24 protein-coding genes are annotated in these 23,800 nt (G+C 44.3%); 12 read left to right on the top strand and 12 right to left on the bottom strand.

All coding sequences use genetic code 11. The features are described 5' to 3' along the window. Nucleotides 1–15: 15 nt before the first annotated feature. A complete protein-coding gene (locus AB4185_RS09390; protein WP_017062739.1) occupies nt 16–633 on the top strand; it encodes a glutaredoxin domain-containing protein in 618 nt (205 codons plus the stop codon). A 153-nt stretch (nt 634–786) separates the two neighbouring features. Here the strand turns inward: AB4185_RS09390 and AB4185_RS09385 are convergent, their stop codons facing one another. From AB4185_RS09385 to AB4185_RS09375, 3 genes are all read right to left on the bottom strand, one after another. Next, nucleotides 787–921 (bottom strand): hypothetical protein, encoded by a 135-nt coding sequence (locus AB4185_RS09385; protein WP_010431176.1) that lies wholly within the window; start codon nt 919–921, stop codon nt 787–789. 285 nt (nt 922–1,206) lie between these two features. Further along, complete coding sequence (locus AB4185_RS09380; protein WP_017057980.1) at nt 1,207–1,557, bottom strand: hypothetical protein; 351 nt, start codon at nt 1,555–1,557, stop codon at nt 1,207–1,209. A 100-nt stretch (nt 1,558–1,657) separates the two neighbouring features. Beyond that, complete coding sequence (locus AB4185_RS09375; protein ID WP_372135373.1) at nt 1,658–2,863, bottom strand: multidrug effflux MFS transporter; 1,206 nt, start codon at nt 2,861–2,863, stop codon at nt 1,658–1,660. 108 nt (nt 2,864–2,971) lie between these two features. On the opposite strand from AB4185_RS09375, the gene AB4185_RS09370 reads away from it, so the two are divergent. Next, nucleotides 2,972–3,868 carry a LysR family transcriptional regulator gene (locus tag AB4185_RS09370; protein WP_102332670.1) on the top strand — a complete coding sequence of 299 codons (897 nt, stop codon included), beginning with the start codon at nt 2,972–2,974 and terminating at the stop codon, nt 3,866–3,868. A gap of 142 nt (nt 3,869–4,010) precedes the next feature. Continuing rightward, nucleotides 4,011–5,855, top strand: coding sequence for a putative bifunctional diguanylate cyclase/phosphodiesterase (locus tag AB4185_RS09365; protein WP_372135372.1), 1,845 nt, complete (start codon nt 4,011–4,013; stop codon nt 5,853–5,855). A 150-nt stretch (nt 5,856–6,005) separates the two neighbouring features. Here the strand turns inward: AB4185_RS09365 and AB4185_RS09360 are convergent, their stop codons facing one another. The 3 genes from AB4185_RS09360 to AB4185_RS09350 form a co-directional block, all read right to left on the bottom strand. Then, nucleotides 6,006–7,298, bottom strand: a complete 1,293-nt coding sequence (locus AB4185_RS09360; protein ID WP_372135371.1) for a peptidoglycan DD-metalloendopeptidase family protein — start codon at nt 7,296–7,298, stop codon at nt 6,006–6,008. A 276-nt stretch (nt 7,299–7,574) separates the two neighbouring features. Then, complete coding sequence (locus tag AB4185_RS09355) at nt 7,575–7,874, bottom strand: isoamylase early set domain-containing protein (RefSeq protein WP_009845720.1); 300 nt, start codon at nt 7,872–7,874, stop codon at nt 7,575–7,577. Between the two features lie 124 nt (nt 7,875–7,998). Next, nucleotides 7,999–8,652: a hypothetical protein gene (locus AB4185_RS09350; protein WP_017064322.1), complete on the bottom strand. Its 654-nt coding sequence runs from the start codon at nt 8,650–8,652 to the stop codon at nt 7,999–8,001. A gap of 32 nt (nt 8,653–8,684) precedes the next feature. Here AB4185_RS09350 and AB4185_RS09345 point away from each other — a divergent pair, with 32 nt between their 5' ends. The 4 genes from AB4185_RS09345 (at nt 8,685) to AB4185_RS09330 (ending at nt 13,923) form a co-directional block, all read left to right on the top strand. Continuing rightward, nucleotides 8,685–9,167 carry a GFA family protein gene (locus AB4185_RS09345; RefSeq protein WP_170926836.1) on the top strand — a complete coding sequence of 161 codons (483 nt, stop codon included), beginning with the start codon at nt 8,685–8,687 and terminating at the stop codon, nt 9,165–9,167. Nucleotides 9,168–9,342: 175 nt separating this feature from the next. After that, nucleotides 9,343–10,017 carry a YoaK family protein gene (locus AB4185_RS09340; protein WP_017062746.1) on the top strand — a complete coding sequence of 225 codons (675 nt, stop codon included), beginning with the start codon at nt 9,343–9,345 and terminating at the stop codon, nt 10,015–10,017. Between the two features lie 228 nt (nt 10,018–10,245). Continuing rightward, a complete protein-coding gene (locus tag AB4185_RS09335) occupies nt 10,246–11,616 on the top strand; it encodes a YjiH family protein (protein ID WP_372135370.1) in 1,371 nt (456 codons plus the stop codon). A gap of 435 nt (nt 11,617–12,051) precedes the next feature. Further along, entirely contained in the window at nt 12,052–13,923 is a 1,872-nt protein-coding gene (locus tag AB4185_RS09330) for a methyl-accepting chemotaxis protein (protein ID WP_372116390.1), read from the top strand. Between the two features lie 128 nt (nt 13,924–14,051). On the opposite strand, the gene AB4185_RS09325 is transcribed toward AB4185_RS09330, so the two are convergent. Continuing rightward, entirely contained in the window at nt 14,052–15,458 is a 1,407-nt protein-coding gene (locus AB4185_RS09325; RefSeq protein ID WP_017062749.1) for an alpha-amylase family glycosyl hydrolase, read from the bottom strand. Between the two features lie 283 nt (nt 15,459–15,741). Beyond that, complete coding sequence (ppiC, locus tag AB4185_RS09320) at nt 15,742–16,062, bottom strand: peptidylprolyl isomerase PpiC (protein WP_017630085.1); 321 nt, start codon at nt 16,060–16,062, stop codon at nt 15,742–15,744. Between the two features lie 170 nt (nt 16,063–16,232). On the opposite strand from ppiC, the gene AB4185_RS09315 reads away from it, so the two are divergent. Beyond that, nucleotides 16,233–17,147: a chemotaxis protein gene (locus tag AB4185_RS09315; protein ID WP_017062751.1), complete on the top strand. Its 915-nt coding sequence runs from the start codon at nt 16,233–16,235 to the stop codon at nt 17,145–17,147. A 94-nt stretch (nt 17,148–17,241) separates the two neighbouring features. Here the strand turns inward: AB4185_RS09315 and AB4185_RS09310 are convergent, their stop codons facing one another. The 4 genes from AB4185_RS09310 to hutW all read right to left on the bottom strand — a co-directional run bounded on the left by AB4185_RS09310 (nt 17,242) and on the right by hutW (nt 20,581). Next, nucleotides 17,242–17,802 carry an ATP:cob(I)alamin adenosyltransferase gene (locus AB4185_RS09310; protein WP_017062752.1) on the bottom strand — a complete coding sequence of 187 codons (561 nt, stop codon included), beginning with the start codon at nt 17,800–17,802 and terminating at the stop codon, nt 17,242–17,244. Nucleotides 17,803–17,915: 113 nt separating this feature from the next. Beyond that, the gene (hutZ, locus tag AB4185_RS09305) at nt 17,916–18,446 is read right to left on the bottom strand and encodes a heme utilization protein HutZ (RefSeq protein WP_372135369.1); all 531 of its coding nucleotides are present in this window, start codon (nt 18,444–18,446) and stop codon (nt 17,916–17,918) included. A 155-nt stretch (nt 18,447–18,601) separates the two neighbouring features. Further along, nucleotides 18,602–19,123, bottom strand: a complete 522-nt coding sequence (gene hutX / locus AB4185_RS09300) for a heme utilization cystosolic carrier protein HutX (protein WP_016784265.1) — start codon at nt 19,121–19,123, stop codon at nt 18,602–18,604. Between the two features lie 48 nt (nt 19,124–19,171). Further along, a complete protein-coding gene (gene hutW / locus AB4185_RS09295) occupies nt 19,172–20,581 on the bottom strand; it encodes a heme anaerobic degradation radical SAM methyltransferase ChuW/HutW (protein ID WP_372135368.1) in 1,410 nt (469 codons plus the stop codon). 160 nt (nt 20,582–20,741) lie between these two features. Between hutW and AB4185_RS09290 the strand changes: the two genes are divergently transcribed. From AB4185_RS09290 to AB4185_RS09275, 4 genes are all read left to right on the top strand, one after another. Continuing rightward, nucleotides 20,742–21,548: a TonB family protein gene (locus tag AB4185_RS09290; RefSeq protein WP_372135367.1), complete on the top strand. Its 807-nt coding sequence runs from the start codon at nt 20,742–20,744 to the stop codon at nt 21,546–21,548. A 2-nt stretch (nt 21,549–21,550) separates the two neighbouring features. Next, entirely contained in the window at nt 21,551–22,252 is a 702-nt protein-coding gene (locus AB4185_RS09285; RefSeq protein ID WP_065583702.1) for a MotA/TolQ/ExbB proton channel family protein, read from the top strand. Continuing rightward, nucleotides 22,249–22,662 (top strand): biopolymer transporter ExbD, encoded by a 414-nt coding sequence (locus tag AB4185_RS09280; RefSeq protein WP_017062756.1) that lies wholly within the window; start codon nt 22,249–22,251, stop codon nt 22,660–22,662. Before AB4185_RS09285 ends, AB4185_RS09280 begins: the two co-directional genes overlap by 4 nt. A gap of 148 nt (nt 22,663–22,810) precedes the next feature. Continuing rightward, nucleotides 22,811–23,698 carry a hemin ABC transporter substrate-binding protein gene (locus AB4185_RS09275; RefSeq protein WP_017062757.1) on the top strand — a complete coding sequence of 296 codons (888 nt, stop codon included), beginning with the start codon at nt 22,811–22,813 and terminating at the stop codon, nt 23,696–23,698. Nucleotides 23,699–23,800 lie beyond the last annotated feature (102 nt).

The following is a 23,800-nucleotide window of genomic DNA, read 5'->3' as shown; positions in this document are numbered from 1 at the left end:
AACGAGGCCGTAACCATGAAGAAACCAGTCAAGATTACACTATACCGTTGGGCAGGCAGCTGGGGTCCATTTAAAGTTAACATCCCATGTGGAGAATGTACCCTTACCAAAGACATTCTGAAGGATACTTTTGAGAATGAGTTGGCCGATGTCGATGTCGAACTGGAAGTGAAAGATTGGTTGTCTCACTGGTGGGAGCCGCTAAAACTAGGCTCTTGGCATGCTCCAATCCTTGTTGTTGAAGGCAAAGTGGTCAGCCAAGGTGAAGCGCTGAATCGCGGTGTGTTAATCCAATCGGTGATCAAAGAGTGGACCAAACGAGACAGCCTAAAAGGCAACATCGTTTATGGTAAGGCGACCTGCCCATTCTGTGTTAAAGCGAAGAAAATGCTGGATGAAGCGGGTGTTGAATACCAATACCACGATGTCGTAAAAGACAGCGCCGCTTTGTACCGTATGATTCCAGAGGTAAAAGCACACATTGGTGAGAAAACACCGGTCACCGTCCCGCAGATCTGGCTTGATGGTAAGTACATCGGTGGTGCCGATAACTTAGAAGCGTGGATGAAAGAGAATGGCTTAGATAGCATCCCTAATAATGTGGTCGACTTATCCAATCAATCTGCTGGCTGAGTTCATTAAAAGCCATTAGTCAGAAGCTTAATTGGTATTTTTTGTGTCCATCCACAACAAAACAAAGCGATAACTTTCACCAATCGCTAAAACGAAAAAGGCCTTAAACTTCATCGAGTTTAAGGCCTTTTAAAATTCCGTTTTTGAAAATGCTTATTTAGCCATTTTCTTCATCATTCGCTTAAAGAACGATGGTTTCTTTGGCTTTGAAGTGCCGTACAATGCTTCGTGCATCATGTTTTTTGCTGCCATTTGACCAAGGTATGCGTGGCCTAGTTCGTAATTCATGCTTATCTCCGCACATAATCAACTTTCTTTAGCGCGGATTCTACACTTAAAACGCCCAAAAACAAGATCTAAATCACACTTTAATGCAATATTAAGCATTCATTTGCAATTAGCCTAATTTTGTCTCTGTGCTAATCAGCATTGTTTTTGTATATCAATGAGTTAACCTAAATTCTGGTTTGAGCTTAATGCTCCATTCCTAATAACAACCCAAGACATTGATTTAGACACTGATAAAAAAAGCAGCTCAATAGAGCTGCTTTCTAAAATGCTTTACTGAGAAACCTAGCTGCGCTTTGGCTGTCTGTAAGTTTTACCGGCAATTTGGTATGTGTCTTTTTGCTTCAATTCAAACATCGTTTCAAAGAACCAAGCTGCAAATTTGATTAAGTCATCGCCTTCATTCATAACATGTTCGATGTACTCTTGCTCTTCGCCTTGTTCATTTTCTTGAAGCGTCACGTGGTAAATACGCTTTTCGCCTTCCACTTCAGCAAGTGCAAATTGACCAGTCAGTGATGCAGCAGCCTCAGCGACTTCTGTATCCTCATTGGATTTCAATAGCTCAAGCGCTTGAGGCAGGCCATCTAGTGCGCAGATAGCTTTTACCAGTACTTCAAATTCATTTTGCTGCATTTTGTTCTTACCTATTCAATGGACCGAAGCATTGTAGAAAACCATCAGCACAAATACAACGTATTAACGATGGTGCGTTAAACGATAGTGAATTTAGTGTTTAGCTATATTCCACTTCAACAGTATCGCCTTTGTTGTTCATTTTGGTTGAAGACCAAAGCACTCCGCCCATGGCTGCGCCAATAATGAGGTAGAACACGCCTAACTGTAGATGAGTCGTGACCCAACTTTCTACCAGATACCCACCCAATAAACCCGCTAAACACATCTGAATTGAGCCAGACAATGCCGACACTGCGCCCGCTTGTTTCTTATGAGGTTCTAATAACATGCTGATTGATAATGGGAACGAGATGCCTTGTGCTATCGCCAACCAAGTAAACGCCCAAACTAAGTTAAAGATGGATAACTCATGAGTAAGAAGCCAAGTTCCCGATGCCAAGATAATCAAAATAGCTAGGCTCATCAGTTGGGGCGTACTAAACCTACGATTGAGTAAGTTTAAAGCGACGCTACCTATCAGTAAGCCTGCCGAAGGGACAATCATTAATGAACCATATTCAGCGGCGGTCAGCCCCAATTGCTCTTGCATTAAGAATGGAAACAACGATAGCGATACCAAACTCGCCATGTAGCTCATCCAGTTGTAACTGGCACTGGTCAACACTTGGCGATTGGTCAACAAGCATCCGTAGTTATTCACCACTTGGCACGCATCAAAGCGGCTCTTTCCGTATGGCAAAGTTTCATGCAGAACAAAGTAACCCAGTGTGAATATCGCTAGTAGATACAATAAAACGAACAGGAACACCGCCTGCCAACCGAGGTGAAATGAAATCCAACCACCGAATACCGGCGCAATGATCGGCATAATCGACGCGGTGATCGAGATATAAGACAGTGCTTTGGTCAGTTGAAGGCCATCATAGCTGTCGCGCAGCACACTTCGCCCAAGAACCGAGGCACTACCCGCCCCTAGACCTTGCAACAAGCGACCAACCTCTAACGCCGTCATGTTGTCGGAAAAAACAACACAAACAACAGTACCAATCAAATAAACACCCTGACCTAACAAGAAGATAGGTCTTCTCCCCACGGCATCGGACATCGGCCCATAAAATAGCTGAGACAAGCCAAAACCCACAAGAAACAGCGTAACGAGCAGCTGTACATCTACCTGAGTCACACTTAAGTCTGAAGCAATTAGCGGCAATGATGGTAAATAGATACTCACCCCTACCTGCCCTGTAGCTATGATCATCATGGCTAAGAGTAGCGGTGTTTTTTTAAAGGTCGATTGGCTCAAAAAATTCCCTATTCGTTTGTTATTTGTTCATCAGATGAGTTTACATTCAAAACCAATAATTGATAATTAGCTAAATTGGAATTTAATTAAGTCCCAACAGGAAATAATATGGATTGGATTCTTAACGTAAAAAGTTATGTAAAAGTGGTGGAAGAAGGCAGCTTCAATGGCGCAGCGCGTAAACTCAATACCACCAGCTCAGCGATCAGCAAAAGAGTGAACTGGTTAGAAGAACGTATCGGCACTCAACTATTAAAGCGCACCACGCGCTCAATCAGCCAAACCGAAGCGGGGGCTCTCTTTTATCTGCGAGCCAAGGATCAGCTCGATAATTGGCAATCGATTATTGATGAAACCCGATCGGTTAACCAAACGCCTGCGGGCCTACTAAAGATAGGCGCAACCATTGCTGTTGGTTCTAAGTTTCTCGTGCAATACATGGACGACTTCTTAGAAAAGTATCCAGACATTAAAGTACAGCTTATCACCACCACGCCAGGTCAATTACCTGAGCTTGGCTTAGACCTGGTGATCAGTCGTGAACTGGAACAACTCAACTCGTTAAGCTTCAAGAAAACACCACTGTTCGAACACAAAGCTAGCTTTTATGCCGCACCAAGTTACTTGGCTAAACATGGTTATCCCATCAACGAGCAAGACTTAGAGCAGCACAACTCCTTAATATGGGGAGAGCGTCCTATTCGTGAAGTCACGCTAACTAAAGGACAGCGCATCACTTTGAACGGTAACTTTGCGACCACCAACCCTGAGGCTTTGTTTCATGCCGCCAAGCGAGGAATGGGCGTACTGTTAACCATCAAAGCGATGATCAAAGAGGATCTAAAGCAAGGGACATTAGTTCCAGTATTGCCAAATATTACCGCCGACGAAGTGATGGTTTACGCGTACTACCCTAAGCTTGATTACTCACATACGCGAACCAAGTTATTTTTGGACCATTTGAAAGACAGGCTAGACAAAGAGCGTAGCACGCAAGCTCTGTGAAATAAGTCACGTTTTAATTTGAAAAGTTATACAACACGGTCAATAATAAACTTGACGCATATAGATTATACAAGTTCGCACATATACAAGATAATACGTATACCGCTTACACAGTGAATCTGGTTAACTAGGGGTGGTGGCTATGACTCAACATACGCACAATAGCATGATAGACACAGAGCGCATTGGCCGTTTGCTGAAATTGGAAGGTATCGACCTTTTAGAGTCAGCTGTGCTTACTTTACATCAGACCTTTGATACTCAATACACCAGCATCATTGAGAAGAAGTACTTCCCTGACCAAACCGTTCCTTTGGTGATCGCCCATTCTGATCATTTATTGCATGACAAAATCAATGCGCGCCATGGTCACATCTACCAACAAGCCGTCAACCAAAGACACCCAGATTGCTCGTTTGCTCAGTACGTCGTCCAGTCATTGCCAACATCCGCATTTAGGCAGGAAATCACCTCACAAAACTCCATCGCGATCCCGACTCGAACTCAAAGTGGCGAAGTGATGGGCGTGCTGTTTTCAACGTTCACCTCGCCTCTTAGCCCTGATCAGCAACAAGACGTGATAAAGCACCATCAATTGTTCGCCGACATCATCATCCACACCTTGCGTGAAATGTGGTTTAACGATCGTTCCGAACAACTTGTAAATCAGCTTAGTTATGAGGTGTCACACGACAGCCTAACCGGGTTACTCAACCGAAGCTGTCTATCAGATACCTTAGAGTCGATTACTCAACAGAGCGTCACTCCATTTACATTGGCTTTACTCGATATCAATAGCTTCAAAGCCATCAATGACATGCACGGCAATTATATTGGCGATAAAGTCCTCCAATTTGTCGCAGAAACATTGCGGAGAACCTTACCCGAGAGCAACCTGACTTTCCGGACTGCAGGCAACGAGTTCGCCTTCATCACCTACCATTCTGATCCGATAGCCGTGTGCGAACAAATACTGGCCAAAATTAAGCAGGGCTACAGTAGCGTTGATATCAAGATAGATTTCGACGTCAGCATCGGTATTGCCAGTTCGGATGGAGACAACAAAGACGTTGAGCAAATCATCTTCAATACCAGCTTGGCGCTTAAAGAGTGTAAACACAGCCAAGATACTCATATTCAATGTTATGACACTCACTTAAGAGTTCGTTACCAAAGAAAAACCGAGCTAGTCGCAGCGCTACGAAGTGAGCTGGAAAACCCAATTTCACAAAGCTATATCCCCGACAGCAATGGAATGTACGTAGTGGTACAGCCGATTGTGGGTCAAGGTGAAACGCAATGGGAATATTTCGAGGTACTGACTCGCTGGAAAACCGCCAGACATGGAGACATCTCACCCGTAGAGTTTATTCAAGTGGCAGAAGAGTCAGGGCTGATTGTCGAATTAGGTGAACGCATTATTGAATTGGTGTGCCGCGCTAAAACCACACTAGAGCAAGGCTTGGGCTACAAGGTTAAACTTGGAATCAACTGCTCTGCGCACGAGCTTACTGATTCGAAACGTTATATATCCTACCTGACTCGAACCATTGAACAGCACCATTTTAAGGCGAATGAGTTTGTTATCGAGTTAACCGAAACCGTTCTGTTATCGCCAACACAAGAGACAAAATCCGCGCTTAACTTTCTGAGAGGACAAGGCTTCACGATTGCACTCGACGACTTTGGTACAGGCTACTCCAGTTTGAACTACATCCACAGCTACCCTATCGATTACATTAAAATTGATGCGACCTTTATTCGAGATTTGTTAACTAGTTCGACCTCAGAGAGCGTAGTATGGCTGATTGTTCAACTGGCCCATAGACTCGATGTATCTTTGGTTGCGGAAGGTGTTGAGAAGCGTGAGCAATTAGAAAAGCTGCACGCAATGGGGTGTGACAAAATTCAAGGATACCTCTACTCTCCACCTATGCGACCAGAAGCTATCGTTAGCTACGTCACTCACTCAGAACCTCTAGCCTAAACGCCGTTTACTACCTCAACCTAAAATCAAAAAGCCGCGAGCGTATCACTAAACATTTAAGTATTTAGTTCTGCACTCACGGCTTTAAAGGCTACATCATTACTCGCAACCATCTAGCTAACGGTTACCTTGACGACATATAGTCAGCTGCTAGCTATTATTCGATTGTTTTTCTAAAGCTTTCTTTAATAGCTTGTCGGCTTCATCTCTAGCAGCTACGAATGTCGCTTTTTCCTTTTTAGGCACAGAATCGGCCATTGGGATATTCGCTTTCATCGCATCAACAGGGCGACCACGTTCGATCAGTTCATAGTGCAAGTGAGCACCTGTCACTCGACCCGTTTTACCCGATAGGCCAATACGTTGACCACGAGATACCGTTTGTCCTTTACGAACAAGGATCTTGCTTAAGTGCAAGTAGCGCGTTTTATAAGTGCTACCGTGTTGAATCACCACATAGTTACCCGCATAAGGGTGTTTACGCGTCATGATCACTTTGCCATCACCCGTTGCTTGAACAGGTGTGCCAATTGGTGTCGCGAAATCCGTACCGTTGTGCGGTGAAATGCGGCCAGTCACAGGGTGTAAGCGCTTAGGGTTAAACTGAGAACTTTGGCGCCAGCTACTGCTCACTGGGTAACGTTGGAAAGCACGTTGTAAGCTATCGCCATTAGCATCGTAATATTGTCCGTCAGTGTGTAAGTATGCTGACACAACGCGGTTACGATTCATGATCTTAATTGCTTCAATTTCACGTTTTCCGGTTGCAACACCATCAACATATTGCGCTTTTTGAAGCACTTCAAACTGATCGCCAGCACGTAGGTCTCGGCTAAAGTTCAGCTTATCTTTAAGAAGAGTCACAATATGGTCAATCTCAAGACTGCTCAGGCCAACCTTGTTCGCCGACATAGAGAAGCTGCCTTGAATATCACCCACTAAAGGTTTTTGCTTCCATTCACCAGGAATAGAGATATCTTCAAACTCGTATGTACCATCTTCAAGCAGTCGGTAAACCACTTTATCTGCAACACTAAATTGAAGTTCCATTTTGGAAAGGTCGCCCGTCGCTTCATCACGCCAAAAACGCAATGTGTTACCTGGGCGAAGCGTGTCTAACGCAAGGAAGTTTAAATCGGTTTCCATCACGCTCATCATCGATTTGTAAGAAAATCCAAGCTGAGTGAAGATGCTACTCAAGTTATCGCCAGATTGAATTTGATACTCAAATGTCGGCGGCTCAATAACGGTAACAGAAGATGGTGACAGAATTGACTCAATAACGGTTGAGTCGGGCAAATCAAGATCTATCGTTTTCGTCAGATCCGATTGTGACGATTGCAAAGCAACACCAATCGCAGCAATAAGTGGCAGTCCCAAAATAGCTACTTTTTTTACAGGTGAAAGCTCAGCAAACGGAGAGGGAAATATTTTTGAATACACGGTAAACAGGTCTTTCTACGATATAAAGGCATAGGATATGCTTTTCAAACGCATAAATCATCAATGCATTGTCATAATATGATGTGAATCTTCCCAACTTAGCCTAAGTCATTGAGTTGCCGTAGATGAAGAGCCACTAGATAAGAAATAAAATTAACCGCTAAATTTAAAAATAAAAAAGCAGAAACGGCTAGTTTCTGCTTTCTATTGGTTTACGTTATTCCGTTTCGAATAATTAATAAACGAAGCGAATTAGTCGCTGGTTTTAAGAAAAGATTATGCGTTTACCGTCGACACTAAGCAGTTGTCTTCACCAAACTCATTTGGGATGTAACGGTCAGCATTCGCATCGTTCACCCATTGTTGGTCATCAACTAGGTAGCGGAATTGAAACTCGCCATCTTTAGGTAGACGAGTTTTAAACTTGTAAACCTTCCCTTTGGCCAGTTTTTTCATTGGGGTGGCTTTCCAATCAAGAAAGTCAGCAACGATGGATACAGAGTTCGCTTCCTGAGCTTCTAGCTCGAAGGTCACTTCAACTTCATCTTTCGTCTTAAAAAAACGTTTATTAATCATTCGCAAGCTCCATTTGTAATAATAAGCGGACACAAAGCTAACTGTGTCTAAATTTCATTCATCTAACTAAGATAATATGTAATTTGGCTCACATAAACAACAGATCCTTACATTCACGAAAACGTTATTGCTTACCAATTGATTGCGTATCAAAAGAAAAACTCATTAACACCTTTTCAGAAGGGGGTTCTGCAAATGATTGTTCCGCAGAATGCTGAGTAAAGCCGATAAAACCTTCCCCAGTAAGTTTATTCTGTGATTGCGAACCTGGCTGCTGAGCTACCTCCAATGTCTGAATTTGTATACGATCACCCAGTAAAAGTTGGTCGACTAACACCACACGGCTTCGTTGCTGGTCATGCTTAAACAGGCCTAGATAATAGAAAACACCGCTGCCTTGGTTAGATATCCACATCGGCGCGACAAAGAAACTCGCCTTGCCCAACGTGGCGGCTGAAAGATTATTGGTGTCTACCGTTACCACACCGCGCTCAACACCTGAGTCATAGCGTCCAAACGCGATGGCTCTAGGCTCATCAACTTCATTGATAAAAGCGTAGGCGTTAGTCTCAGGAACTTTAATTGTCCATGGATTGGTCGTCTTCAAATCAAAAACGGTTTCTACGACTGGGTCATAACTCACTTGAGAAGAAGGAAACTTCGCCAAGATCTCTTCATCACTTAAGCTAAAGCGATAAATACCCGCTACTATCACCACAACCAGCATGACAATTGGAATCAGTAGAATCAGAGGGATAGGTAAGATTTTCTTTTTCATGGGCAATTATATTCTTTTGTTTTCATCCAGTTGTGCAGACCATAAAGGGCTTTAGTATAATTATCAATACAGGGTTAACCAGAAGTGGAGCATGGATGGATATCAATCATATTAAAGACAGAAATATCAGAAGTTGCGAATGCCGCTGTGGAGCAGTCAACCTAGTATGCCGAGGTGAACCTCAACGTACATCTGTCTGCCATTGCTATGAGTGTCAGAAACGCACCGGAAGTGTGTTCGGCGTTCAGGCTCGGTTCCCAATAGAACAAGTTACACTCAGCGGTGAAGTGACCTCTTTTTCACGCATCAGCGATACGGGTAATGAAGTCACCTATCAGTTTTGTCCCAAGTGTGGCACCACCATGCTTTTGCAGTCGGTTGCCGCCGCTGATTTTTATATCGTCCCGCTCGGATTATTTAAAGAGCAAGACTTCCCACTGCCGAGCTTTTCGGTTTATGAAGAACGCAAACACGGTTGGGTTAAGTTCGACCACCAAATGAGCCATTACAACTAGTTCGTCATTGAGCGTTATCTTTATCTCGTTATTGACCGTTATCTTTATATAGCAACAGTATTAAAACAAACTGCAATACTGTTGCCTAAGATCAAATATCACCGCTTCACAGCGCTAGCGTATCTTTTGTCTAGCGTTATAATCTTGCTCCTCTATTTAACCCAGGGTGAACCACATGATTTCTAAGTTACCTCGCTGGGTTGAATACGGCGCCCTTTTGTTAGCTGGTCTTGCTGGCAGTGTTAATGCTATCGGCTTACTTGGCTTCCAACATCAAGCTATCTCCCATATCTCCGGCACCATGTCTTTGCTAGGCAGTAGCCTGCTTACACCGACCTCGGCTTCTGTTCACCTCCTATTGGTGATCATGAGCTTCATGTTAGGTGCGGCGTTCAGCGGGTTCTTTATTGAAAACCAAGCATTGAAGTTAGGACGCCGTTACGGTGTTGCACTATGTATTGAGGGTGGATTGCTGTTTTTGGCGCTGTGGACACTGTTGCAAGGCTATACTTCAGGTCAGTATTTCGCTTCAGCCGCGTGTGGTTTGCAGAACGCGATGATCACCACTTACAGCGGGGCAATCATTCGAACAACACACATGAGCGGGATCATTACCGATCTTGGGATCATGATTGGCGCTCGCTTAAAGGGGATGCCTTTTGACCGCCGTAAAGCCAAACTGCTAATTTTCATTGTGGTTGGCTTCCTGTTTGGCGGCTTAATTGGCGCTTGTCTGTTCCAACGCTTCGAAATCTTGGCATTGGCTTTCCCTGCCTCTTTTGCTTTCATTATTGCGTTTAGCTACTGGTTATACTTGACCTATCGAACTGAAACCCCAGTCAATTTATAAATATCTGGCAATATAACCTCAAACTACGTAACATCCGCAACACTTTATTCTAAACTCTTAATACGTTGCAGAGTAACCAGTATGAATATTTAGCGATATTTGATGAATAGTATTGCAAGCGATATTAATACTGGGTAATCTTGCACCCAATGAGAAAATACGGACGTTTAGTGAATAAAAATGCCAAGGATGTGGCTTTTTTACGTGTAGAAATTCGAGAACAATAACATGTCTAACAACACGAATACTGCTCAAACAGAGAAATCTAAAGGCAGTTTCTGGGTTTTCTTAATCCCATCATTGATTGGTTTATTCCTTTTCATGGCGCCAATCAGCTATCAAGGTGATCTAACCATCCCTGTAGCTATCTTAGCCAAATCAATTCAAGCGGTTTTCGGTGAATATCTAGTCCCTATCATCACTGCGATCGTTGCTTTCATGTCTGTAGCTTCAGTTTTAAGCACCATTTTTAAGCCTACATTCATTACATCAAATTCATTTTTAAACGGCCTTTTCAACCCATCTCCACTGTGGTTGTTGGTTCGTCTTATCGGTGGTGCTGCTGCATTCATGGCTTTCTTCCAAGTAGGCCCTGAGTTTATCTGGGAAGAAAACACTGGTGGTCTGGTTCTAGAAGGCCTACTTCCAACACTGTTCTCAGTATTTATCTTTGCAGGTTTACTACTGCCACTACTACTTAACTTTGGTTTACTAGAATTGTTTGGCACCTTACTAAGTAAAGTGATGCGCCCAATCTTCAACCTGCCAGGTCGTAGTGCTATCGATTGTATGGCTTCTTGGTTAGGTGACGGCAGTGTCGGTATCCTGCTTACAAGCAAACAGTACGAGAAGAAATTCTACACGCAGCGTGAAGCCGCTGTAGTTGGTACGACTTTCTCTGCAGTCTCTATCACGTTCAGTCTTGTGGTTATTGCTCAAGTAGAGCTAGAGCACCTATTCCTGCCTTTCTACGCAGCAATCTGTCTAGCGGGTATTGTGGCTGCGGTAATCATCCCTCGCCTTCCGCCACTAAGTATGAAGAAAGACACCTTCATTGATGGCAGCAAGCCGCACAAAGACGCTGACGCGATCCCTGCAGGTCACTCAACATTCTCTTGGGGTCTTGAGCTAGCAGTAAACAAAGCATCACAAGTTAAGTCAGCTAAGTCAGTATTTGCTGAAGGCATCCGTAACGCCGTGGATATGGTATTTGGCGTACTGCCTGTGGTGATGGGCCTTGGTACGATGGCACTGGTTATTGCGGAATACACATCGGTATTCTCATTCCTAGGTCAACCTTTTATTCCGTTCCTAGAGCTACTTGGTGTTCCTGAAGCGGTTGCGGCATCTGAAACCATCGTGGTTGGTTTTGCAGACATGTTCATCCCAGCAATCCTTGCGGCTTCTATCGACAACGAGATGACTCGCTTTGTTATTGCAGCAATGTCGGTAACTCAGCTGATCTACATGTCTGAAGTGGGCGCTCTGCTTCTAGGCAGTAAGATTCCAGTGAACATCTTAGAACTGTTTATTATCTTTATTCTACGTACGTTAATTACGCTTCCAGTTATCGCTGGTGTAGCGCATCTAATATTCTAAATTAGATACTACTTATGTAACTCAATAAAGATTCAGTTTATAAAGCCTCACTTTTGTGGGGCTTTTTATTTGCGAAAATATATACACAGTATTATTTGGAGTTCAATTAATTTATAAGCTCTGCATGTCATTTGATTTCATATCGTTTGTTCACCCCGCCTCTTTTTAATAGAAAACTGAACGCATAACTATCAAATTAATACATTCTTAATTCCTCCTTAAACTCCGTCTAGCCCCATTCCCCAACTCATTGAACCAAATACTAAAAGCAACAAATATGCGCTTTAGTGAATTTTGCATTGTTTAGGTTGTTGTATTTTTGTAGTCTATTTTGTGAAATTACATTCAAGTAAAATCCAATCTAGTCGATATATATAATTACAAAAACACGATTAACTTTAGTCTTCGCAAAGCCTGTGAGAAGGGGAAAACTCAATGAAATTTAGCCATAAGGTGGTTGCTGCATCATCAGCCTTGCTGCTAGTGACAGTATCATTGCTTTCAATACAACAACTTTACACTGTAAGAAGTGCAGTAGAAAACCACGTCAATGCGAGCCTGAAAGAGATGGTCTCGGGCGTGAAAAATACCGTCGTATCGGAGATGAACGCCAAGAAAGCGTTGGCTCAATCGACGACTGAAGTCATCGAGATCAACCCTGAAGATCGCGCTTACGTTAAAGAAATCTTAGAAAAGCCAAAGCTTAAAAACAGCTTCCTAGCGGTTGGTTTTGGTTATGAAGCAAACGGTTTCGTTATTGAAAATGATGATGGTTGGGATGCCGGTCCAGACTACGACCCACGAATTCGTCCTTGGTACATTGATGCTAAATCCAAAAACAGTTTAGTTGTTACCGCTCCTTATGTGGATGCATCAAGTAAGAAAGTCATCATATCAGTAGGTACTCCAGTTAAAGACAACGGCCGCTTTACTGCGGGTATGTTCTACGACCTAGAATTGACGAACCTTGCTACCTTGGTCAACCAAGTGAACTTGTTTGATGCGGGTTACCTGTTCCTAGTAACAGCCGACGGCACCACGATTGCTCACCCAAATGCGAAAAACAACGGTGAAACGCTATCAAGCTACATGCCACAAGCGACTATTCGTGAAGGCTCTCAAGAAATTGAAGTCGACGGCAAAATGTTCCTAGTTAATTTCACCCACATCCCTAGTGAAGATTGGTATATAGGTGCAATCCTCGATGAAGAGATCGCGTTCCAAACCGTTGAAGAATTGAAGAACAGCTCAATGATCTACTCGTTGATTGCAGTTATTCTCAGCATCATTGCACTGACTGTTCTGATTCGTGTGTTAATGCGTCCACTGGATGCGCTTAACCAAGCCATTCAAGATGTGGCGAGCGGTCAAGGTGATTTAACTAAGCGCCTAGATACCAACACAGACAAAGAGTTCTCTGACCTAGCGAAAGGCTTCAACACCTTTACTGAAAACCTGCAAAATCAGATCATTCAATCGAAAGCGATTGGTGTTGAAATTAAGCGTGGTACTGAAATCACGGTTAAAGGTGCAGGCGAATCAGCGAAAGCGATGAATACCCAACTGGAAGAGCTTGAACAGTTAGCGACTGCAATGAACGAGATGGCGGTTACTGCAACTGAAGTTGCAAACAATGCTCAAGGCGCAGCAGCGGCAGCCCGTGAAGCAGACGAAGCAACGCTAGACGGCACATCTGTCGTAAGTGACACCACTCAAGCGATTGATAACCTTTCAGCACGTATCGACCAAGCGGTTGCCGAAGTACAAGTACTTGAATCAGCAACAGCCAACATCGAAACAATTCTAAAAGTAATCAACGATATTGCAGACCAAACCAACCTACTGGCATTGAATGCGGCTATTGAAGCGGCGCGTGCTGGTGAATCAGGCCGTGGTTTCGCAGTCGTTGCCGATGAAGTTCGTACTCTGGCACAACGTACTCAAGAATCAACTACGGAAATCCGCAACATGATCGAGCAGCTCCAAGCGGGTGCAAGCTCAGTATCGAACGCGATGAACCAAAGTAAAGACACAGCCACTGACGCCGTTGAACGCGCTCAGCAAGCGAACTCTTCACTTGACCGTATCCGTGACGCGATTCAACGCATCTCAGATATGAACATCCAGATTGCTTCAGCGGCAGAAGAGCAGAGCTTAGTAGCGGAAGAGATCAATAACAACACTGTTAAGATCAAAGACCTTTCAACACAAGTATCAACAGCGGCCCAAGAAGCGAATACCGCAATGCAGCAGCAAACTGACAATGTTCGCCAACAAGACGAGCTATTGAATAAGTTTACGGTTTAACCAAGGTTTGGCTCAGTTGCCGTTTGGCTGAGTCGCCATTTGGTTTAGTTACCGAGCAATAGCTTAAAATAAAAAGCCCCGATTACTGATTGCCAGTAAGCGGGGCTTCTCTTTCTAGTCTATCCAAGTTAACTCGTGACAGGCTTCAATTCATTCGTCGTTAACATCATGCATTGGTTCGATTCCACCTTGATGGTTAAATCCTTACCAACACATTCAAACACATCATCCGACAGTAAATCGGTTACCGCACCAGTCCAATTTAATGAGGCTGTTTTGCTTCGCTTCGACTTGTTGATCACCACAATGCCTTTATCGCCACGGACAAACACCAACAAATCATCATTCGCTTCAACCACACGCATCGCTTCGCCATGAACATGGTTATGGAATTGAATCATGCTTTTCATGTAAGGCGCTTGCCAGTCGTTAAGCCAACGAGGCTGACCGCTCTTGTCCAGAATACCGCTGGTGCTCAGTTCACTGTAAACAAGCGGCACACCGCCGTCTCGACCAAGAATGAAAGCATGAGCCAATCGCTCATCCACTTCATCCATCACATGCTCCAAAAACACCTCGTTATTGGGAATATCATGAGTGACCGCAAACGTGATCGCTCGCATATTCGACAGAGCCTGACCAAAACAGTATGGGTTAATCAAAGACTTAAAGCTGCCCTGCTCTTCAAATGCTTTGAAGATGGTGTTGAACAACGGGAAATCGTAAGCGCCTAAGCGAGTGTGTTTAAGATAAGGCTCAAGGAACAGCTCATACTCTTCTTCTGTCGCGCCGCCATCGGTAATGATCTCACCGAAGATGTGCATTTCTTCGCAGATGTCATCCGTCCACACCTTGCGTAGGTGTGCCAGTGTCATATGCTTTGCCGCATCAATGCGAAATCCTTTCACACCAATCTCTTTCAGTGCTTTTAGGTAGGCTCTTTGTTGTGCCACCACATTATCGTTATCGAGTAGCGTTGGCAGGCCAGGATCGCTGGCGCCACCGGTAATACGCCCGTTTTGCACTTCCCACGTGTCTTTCCAGTTCTTGATACCAAACGCTTCCACGAAGTCGTTCTCATCAAAAAGAGGCTCAGAAAGGTCACCAAACAAACGTATGGATTCATAATAGTCAGCATCTTTTTGATAAGACGCCATGTCTTGCTGATTGGGATACGTTAGATCACCGCGGATACCCGATTCGTTGGCCATGTGGTTAAACACCACATCCACATAAGTACGAAGCCCATGTCGCTTTAACGTGTCGACCATCGCTTTAAAATCTTGTGTGTCACCCAACTGATTATCGATCACACGATAGTCTTGGGGCTGATAGCGTTGCCACCATTGAGTACCAGAATTTCGATCGCAACCTTTAGGGCCGCGCAGCGATTTCATCGCCGGTGATACTAAAACAGATTTATAACCCAACTCTTGGATCAGTGGGGCGTTCTTCATTACGTCAGCGTAGCACCAGTCAAAGGCATGCAATATGACATCTGTCGCTGGTTTGCTTAACATAGCTGAACTCTCCATGTTGTTCTCCTACCAAACTCGTTTACAGCTTTTTAGAAAAGGCAAAGGCTAAAAGGCAAAGCTGCAATAAATTTCCTCAAGAATGGCATTTATTATATGAGTTACTCATTAAAAACCCTCCTCCTCCTACCAATTACTCACGGTGGATGGTTGAGGGCGTAGCACCAATTATCGCATAACGTCTGGGATGAACACTCAACCGTAGTGCTTTAAAACGCGCACAAAAGTCACAAAAAAGGAGCGTATATACGCTCCTTTTATTCAATCTAACACATATTTATGACTAAGTTCTGTAAAGAACCTTCACCACATGCCAACCGAATTTTGTTTTCACAAGGTGTGGTACAAGCGTCTCGCCAGAGAAACAAACCTTATCAAACTGAGGCACCATTTGACCTTTTTTGAACTCACCTAGGTCGCCGCCCTTTTTACCAGATGGACAGGTTGAATGTTTCTTCGCTAGCGTTTGAAATTTAGCGCCCTTTTTAAGCTGCGTCATGATGTCTTCTGCTAGTTCTTTATGCTTCACCAGAATATGAAGCGCTGCTGCTGTTCTTGCCATGATAATTCTCAGTTTGTTGCTGTCTGCTTGTCGACTAACCATCGACAACGAGTATTTAGCGTGATTTTAACCCAAGAACCGCTATTCTTCACTCTATAACCGAAAACAACTGCCTTAAAGGCCATTAAAAACCGCATCGCGACTTGCTGCGGCTTCCATTTCCCTTTAAATTAATCCTTATAAATTAAGCGCGTATTAAGTAGGAGCCACTTATGGCCAAACCGATCAGTAAAGCGAGTCAGTCACAGGGAATGTTGATGTTCAAGTTGTCCCTCACTCAAAGTTTTGCGATTGGCACGCTTAAGGTCAGAGAAATCGTCCCTTTTCAGCCGATGACTCAGATCCCCTACTCCCATCATCACGTGATTGGTACAGTGACTATCCGCGACCTTACAGTTCCTGTGATTGATATGTCCGCTGCGATTGGCTTCCGTCCGATAACACCCGCTGAATACCAAGATTGTGTACTCATCGTTACTGACTGTTTGAGAACAGTTGTGGCGTTCTTGGTTCGTTCAATTGATAAAATCATTGAATGCGACTGGAAGAGCATTGAATCTCCACCCACCAGTGTGGGTCGCAATGTGTTTGTAACGGGTATTACACGTTTTGAAGACCGTATTGTGCAAATGCTCGATGTGGAACTGCTGCTTTCTAAGATCTACCCAGCTTATGAGAATGCTCATATCCCGATGCTGACCGATGTAGAAAGGGAACGCCTCAAAGCATTGAACATCTTATTAGTGGATGACTCTTTGATTGCACGTAAACAGTTATCTGATGCCTTAGACAGCATCAACATCCCTTACAGCATATGTAACAACGGCTTAGATGCCATCGACCTAATGCGACGCCAAGCCAGCGCTGGCAATGCCATTGATCTTCTGGTGAGTGATATCGAGATGCCGGGATTAGATGGTTATGAGCTTGCATTTGAAGTGCAAAACGACAGCGCTTTAAGTCACGCTTACTGTATTTTGCATACCTCACTGTCCAGTGAGATCTGTGTCGACCGTGCTAATCAGGTGGGGGCGCATGAAGCGCTTGAGAAGTTCAACGCGGGTGAATTAATCGAAGCTATGCTACGCGGCGCAAAAGTCTTAAACGGCGCCTCTACGGCTGCTTAGGCTCTGTTATAGAAGCTAAACCTGGCATAGTGCTCAATGGTTTAGCTTCTTAGTCTCTTCTTTCTTCAAATCTTAATAAGAATAGAGCTAACCGTTAGTCTTTGTTTTCTGGCATAGACTTTTTCGGCATAGAGTAGCTCTTACTCACAAATTCCACTTCCTCGACTTCATTCACATGATTGGTAAAAGAGGCCAATGCATAGAGAGTGTTCGCGACTAGGTTGGCGTATTTAAAAAGAATCGGGTCTGGCGACTTTTTGCTTTCATGATGTTCAATACTCACCAAAGCTCGCACAACTTTCTTAGCCTGACAACGACACAAGTGAAGTTCACTAGACACTCGGTGTCCACCGGGTAAGACAAAGCCTTTAACCCCCCCTTCTAACTGCTCACGGATACGATGATAATCTTGCTTGAGCTCGACCAATTCAGACTCGGTGATGGCAAGCTTACCGCGCACAGAGCCATTCAAATGGTAGATGTTTGGCTGCAAGCGTTGCAGGATCTCACGAACCTGAGGCTCTAGCTCTAAAGACAACACCAATCCAACTCGGCAACAAAGTTCATCCGACAAAATCTCAAAATCACAGATAGGACTGTCTTCATAAATAAACGGGTAACAGAACTCGTCCCAATCTCGACTTACTGGTTTCACGTACCGATCCTTACATATAAATAGTCATCAAACGCCAATATACCAAACTCTTTGATTTAGACATAAAAAAGCCCTCACATTGGAGGGCTCCTAAAGAAATCGATTAAACGAGATTACTCGTTAGATACTTTTTTGTGACCTTCTTGTAGGTGAACGAAATCCACCAGATCGTCGCCTGACACTTGGTATGCCTGACCAAAGCCTTTAACGAACAGGCCGTTCTCAGCTTTAAGGTTAAACAGAGAGAAGTCTTGAAGTTGGCTCAAACCATCAATGATTTCACCAAAACGCTCTTGCATCTGGCCAATCACTTGAGTCCAAAGTTCCGTTTCACGCTCCACAACACTTGCTTGAGCATCAAACGTTAAACGTTTACGTGCGTAAAGTTGCTTCGAGCTCTCTTCGTCTTCAATCATCATCAAAGAGACCTGAGGGTTCGCTTTCAAGTTGCGAGCATGACGAGCAATATCAGAAATTAGAACAAAGTAACCTTCTTGGTTCTGAACGAAAGGTGCGTAACTTACGTTCGGGCGACCTTCTTCATCAACCGTTGCAAGTTGAAGGGTACGGCACTCTTGGCGAAACTCTTTAATTTCTGGACCTAGGCGACCTTGTAGACGTTCTTGTTTTACTTGCTGTTCCATGGGTAATTCCTTTCTTCACTTTCTCTGATTTATTATTTTTGCCCAAGGTTGAGCGATCATTAGCGAACTAAACGATCCTCGAGCATTGATGTCTTGTTTAAGCCAGTTGGCAACCCTATGTAAGATTGCTGCTGATTATTTACTGTAAATTGAACTTAAGCTTGTTCTTTTAGCGCTTTGAAGCGTTCTACTTGGTCGGCAATAAGCTCACGCTTTTCGTTGCGGCCTAGGTAAATCTTAAAAATGTTCTCACCGGTTTCACTGAAGAAGCCGAAGTAATGACTTTCACGACCCATGAACGCCTTGCTCACCAAACCGATATGTTTAACGTTATCAAGTTTAAGGTGACCATGAAGCTCGCCCTCTTTGCCCATTAGGTTGTAGTAACCACGCGCTACCTTACCTTTCGGGAATGGCGCTTTAACTTCAAAGATAGAACCAAATGAATGCACGATAGTGGTCACAGGGCCCCAACCCACTAAACCTTCTAGAATCTCTTGAGCACGGCTGCCATCTAGCATTACCGCCATGTCGTTTGGAAAAGCAGCAACCACTTCAACCTCTGAAACACCTAGCTTCTCAGCAATTGCTGTTGGCAGTAGTTTTGGCTCTTCTTCTAAAATTAGAGCTACGCGTTGTTCTAGAGTTTCTGTCATTTCTAATGTTGTATCTGTCATTGAATATGTTCCGTATAAACGAGTAAGTTATAAACTAAAAATTCGATATTAAGCGTGCTTCAAACTTGCATGCGGGTGTACGCCCGAACCTGACGCTTTAGGCGCTGGGTGCATAGCTTGGTATTCAGCGTTAAGCACTTGAATCACACTCTGCGCTAGGCTTACCGCCCAAAAGCTGCCAGCAATAGTCAGGCTCAGATAATCTTCCGAAAGCTCAACTAAACCGTTCTTTTCCCAATGCGCGAACAAAGGCTTGAGGTAGTCGAACGTATCTTGCCCCATAAATCTCGGTAGCGTACTTCTTCTAACAACACCAGAATCGAAACCTGCCTTTAATGTTGAGAAGATAGGCTCTAATGAGCTTTGCTTAGTCATCATGGCAATAGGTAATTGACCTTGCTTTATAGACTCCATGTAGCTGTCTAAAGTTCGATGCTGCATCACACCATGACCGCCGATGTTGCCACCAGCGCCACAACCAATGGGTAGAACTTCGGCATAAGTTTTCGCTAAGCTGTTGTAAATGCTGCGTTCTCGATTATCACGAGTCCAGTGATTCACGCTTAGTTGCTTCACTTTATTTTTTGCCATGAACTCAACACCCGCCAAATACATACTCGCTTTATCTGGCGTATTGGCCGGTGGTGGGATTTTTCCTTTCTCAACGAGATTCAGCATAGGAGCATTGCCCGAAACGATCAGTTGGTAGAGGTCAATGCCGTGTGCGCCAGTAGACATGTAGTCTTCTAAATCTTGTTGGAACACTTCCATAGACTGGTGCGGTAATCCGTATAACAAATCAAGAACGATCGGAGCTTGTTCAGTGCGGCTCAATGAACTGATACGTTCCAACACCACTTCTCGGTCATCCAAGCGCTTAGCACTGCGTCGAACTTGAGTATTGAAACTTTGAATACCGAATGAGAAACGATTGAAGCCACCTTCAAGCGCACGATCAAACATCTCGTCGCCAAAGCGATTGATGCGTCCTTCCAAGGTCATTTCCACATCGTTTGCTAGTGGGAAATATTGACGAATGGCTTTACCAAGCTGCTCAACTTGTTGAGGTGACAAATCGGTGGGTGTTCCACCACCAATATAGACAGCGTGAAATAGTCCAGACTGAGCCCAAGGTGTTTTGGCTTTCTGCTTTAGCTCGACCATCAGTGCATCGAAATACTCATCCACTAATTTACGGCTGGCGGCATTTTGGAAGAAATTGCAGAACGTACAACGCACGCGACAAAAAGGAATGTGGATATACAAGCAACGCTTATCCTGTTTTTTCCCTTCACTCAGCATCAGTTCGTCAAAGAGTTCTAACTTCTTACTCGGGTCGACCGGAATTGAACTTCCTCCGGCATGGGCAGAATGCTTTTTAGCAAACGCAAAACGAAGCGGATCAGGGCTAGAAACACCCAAGATTGATTCGCCATACTTATAGATATTAAGACTCATATAATCTCTCTAAACACTTACATAGCAAAGTCTGGAAGACTATTCGCTAAAACTGAAATAATCATAAATAGACGCAAATGATAATGCAATTGATAATTGATCTTATTTAGATTCTAAGCAATAATCCGATACAGATTTTGGATTTGGTAAAGGATTGAGTGTGAACGTTCCTAGATATGTTATTGCAGGCGGTGCATCGTTAGTGATTCATGCGGCGCTATTATTTGTTGCTCAAGAATCCAAAGTATTCGCGATGCCTGCAGGTAGCCAATCGAACACGGTATCGATCAACTTCACTCCCAAGAGCGCGCCTTCTCCAGCTCAACAAAAAACCATCACGGAGCCGGTTGAACCAGAACCAATCCAAGAAACGGTCTCACAAGCTGAACCTAAACCTGTCGAACCCAAGGCCATTGAGCCAAAGCAAGCTAAGCCAACCCCAAAGAAAAAAGCGATCACCAATAAACCTCAACCAAAGAAAGTTGAGAAAAAAGTGATTGAGCAAAAGGTTGTCGAGAAGAAGCCGGTTCAAAAGAAACCAGTAACTGAGAAAAAGGTAGTTAAGAAAGAACGCCCAAAACCAGCCACTCAACCAGAGAAACTGGCCGACAAGAAAGTCGATAAGAATATGGACGAGTCTGCCAACCAGCCTCAGGAAGTAAATCAAGGCGTATCAAACCAAGAGCCGGTTTTGGTCACTAAACCTTCGTTCTCTGCGCGTCCTACCCCACCGAATTACCCTCGCCAAGCAAGACGCCGTGGCGTTGAGGGTGTCGCAACGTATGAGATCTGGCTAGACGCTGAAGGCAAACAAATTAAACAAGCATTAGTAAATTCATCAGGCGCGCTAATGCTCGATAACGCCGCATTAGATGCCATTAAACAATGGAAATTCTCACCTCACACTGTCAATGGTCGAGCGATTGCTCACCGAGTACAAATACCTGTTCGTTTTAGGTTGGATTAATCATGCAACAAATCAGTTACTTACAAGATCAACTTGGCTTAATGACTTGGCCTCTTCTTATCTGCTCAGCATTAACAGCAATGATCATCGCTGAACGTGTCTTCCAAGTCATGCTCAGCATTGGTGTGGGCAAACGTGCCATTCGTCGCGAGTTAAACCAAACCTCACCAACCAACAGCAAAGAGATTGAAGCGCTTGCTCAGTCGATTTCAGGTAAACGCCCGCTCTTGTACAAGGGCGTGTCAATGTTGCTTGCTCACCACTCTTTCTCAAAAGGGTTACGTGAAGATGCCGCTGGGATCTGGCTACAAGAAAAACGCCACCAGCTTCATGCAGGTTTAAGACTGCTTGGTTTGATCGGCGTGATCAGCCCACTCATCGGCTTGCTTGGTACGGTACTTGGTCTTATTGAGATGTTTAAAGGCGTTGCCGCGACAACAGGCAGCATCACGCCTAATGATTTGGCAGACGGTCTTGGATTAGCAATGCGAACCACAGCAGCAGGTTTGATGATTGCGCTTCCTGCTATTTCTGGTGCTCAGCTACTAGGGCTATGGGCAGATCGAGTGCTGGCTCAATTGGAGCATACATTGAACTATGTGAATGTGTGGCTAGAAGGCATGTCGATTCAAACCAATCAGTCTGATGATACTCAAGGTAAGCCTATCAACAAAACCTCTATCGGTGATGTGAGTCAAGCATGATTAAAACGCCCCACTCATCTCACACACAGAGCCTAGCGCCAGACTTAACACCGCTGCTCGACATCATTTTTATCGTGATGGTTTTTCTATTGCTTACGGCATCAGTAAAGCTGGAGTCACTGGAAGTTGAGCTGCCAAGCTCGGATGTCAAAAACGTTTCTGAAGTCCACAAGGATTCGATTAGCGTCAATATTTTAGACCGCGAACCCTACTGGGCAATTAACGGCCAAGAATACATCGACTGGGAAAATTTCAAGATTGCGCTGTTAGAAGAGACTGGTTCAACGGATAAAAAACCGATCATCATTGGCGCAGATAAAGCCGCTAACGTGGAGAACCTAGTGAAGTTGCTTTCATTCCTTCAAGAAAACGGAATACCAGCGACTCAATTGCTCACGGACGATGGCTAGAGCGACACTCAATTTTCACGAGGTTTGGCTTCTGGTTGATAAAACTAAACAAGCAGACTAAGCCTCTCTATCGATTCGAACTCACAATGCGAACGGACTGCTCACTGAGTATCTTCGCGATACAAAAAGAAAATATAAAGAACTTATTATGAACAACTTAAACGTGCTCAATAAATTAAAGACCAAGACACCTCTTCTTTCATTAGCTGCAATCAGCCTGGCACTTAGCGCACCCGCAATGGCCAACGACGCTGAACAACCTCGAATCATCAGTGCTGGCAGTGCCGTTACTGAATTGGTTTTGGCATTAGGTGCCGAAGAGCAGTTAGTCGCGATTGATGTGACCAGCCACTTCCCTCAAGGAGAAAACCTGCCAAAGATTGGTTATCACCGAAACCTGTCTGCGGAAGGCTTACTTGCCCTAGAACCAACCACATTGATTGGCTCGGATGAAATGGGACCAGACAACGCTATCTCTCAATTAAAATCGGCAGGCGTCGATGTAGAGATTGTTAACACTGAAGCAAACGTGGAAGGGCTATTAAAGCGTATCGACCAAATCGCAAAGATCACCCATACCGAAGACCACTCGCAGCAAGTGAAAACCGATGTGAATCAAAAGATCGCAGCACTGAAAGCGAACCAAGTACCAAGCAACGAAGCGAAGAAAGTTCTATTCCTGTTGCTGCATGAAGGTCGCCCTGCCAACGTTGCTGGCGGTGAAACATCACCAAACGCAATCATCGAGTTAGCTGGCGGTATCAACCCTGCCGCTCAGAGCTTAACGTCTTACAAGCCACTTTCAATGGAATCACTCGTTGAGATGCAACCTGATGTCATTTTAGTAAGCGGCCGTAGTTATCAAAAAATGGGCGGCGCAGATGCCATCCTGAAATCACTGCCTATGCTAGCGGCAACGCCTGCAGGTATGAACAAGCAAATCATTACCGTAAATGGCAGTGCTTTGGTTGGCGGGCTTGGCCTAGAAAGCCTCTCTGAAGCAAAGCGTCTAAACGCACTTATCTACCCGCTATAACTCAACCACCCTATTTCTGCTATCGCTAATTCGCTTCCCTCACCAACTGACTGACGCTGTTGTTGAAGGAGGTCGAAGTTAGCGATAGATATTGAGGCCCTT

The sequence above is a fragment of the Vibrio sp. 10N.286.48.F5 genome, from assembly GCF_041469785.1.
Lineage (GTDB): Bacteria > Pseudomonadota > Gammaproteobacteria > Enterobacterales > Vibrionaceae > Vibrio > Vibrio crassostreae_C.
The sequence above is the reverse complement of the archived record's forward strand: the minus strand, read 5'-3'. Positions and strand labels throughout refer to the sequence as shown.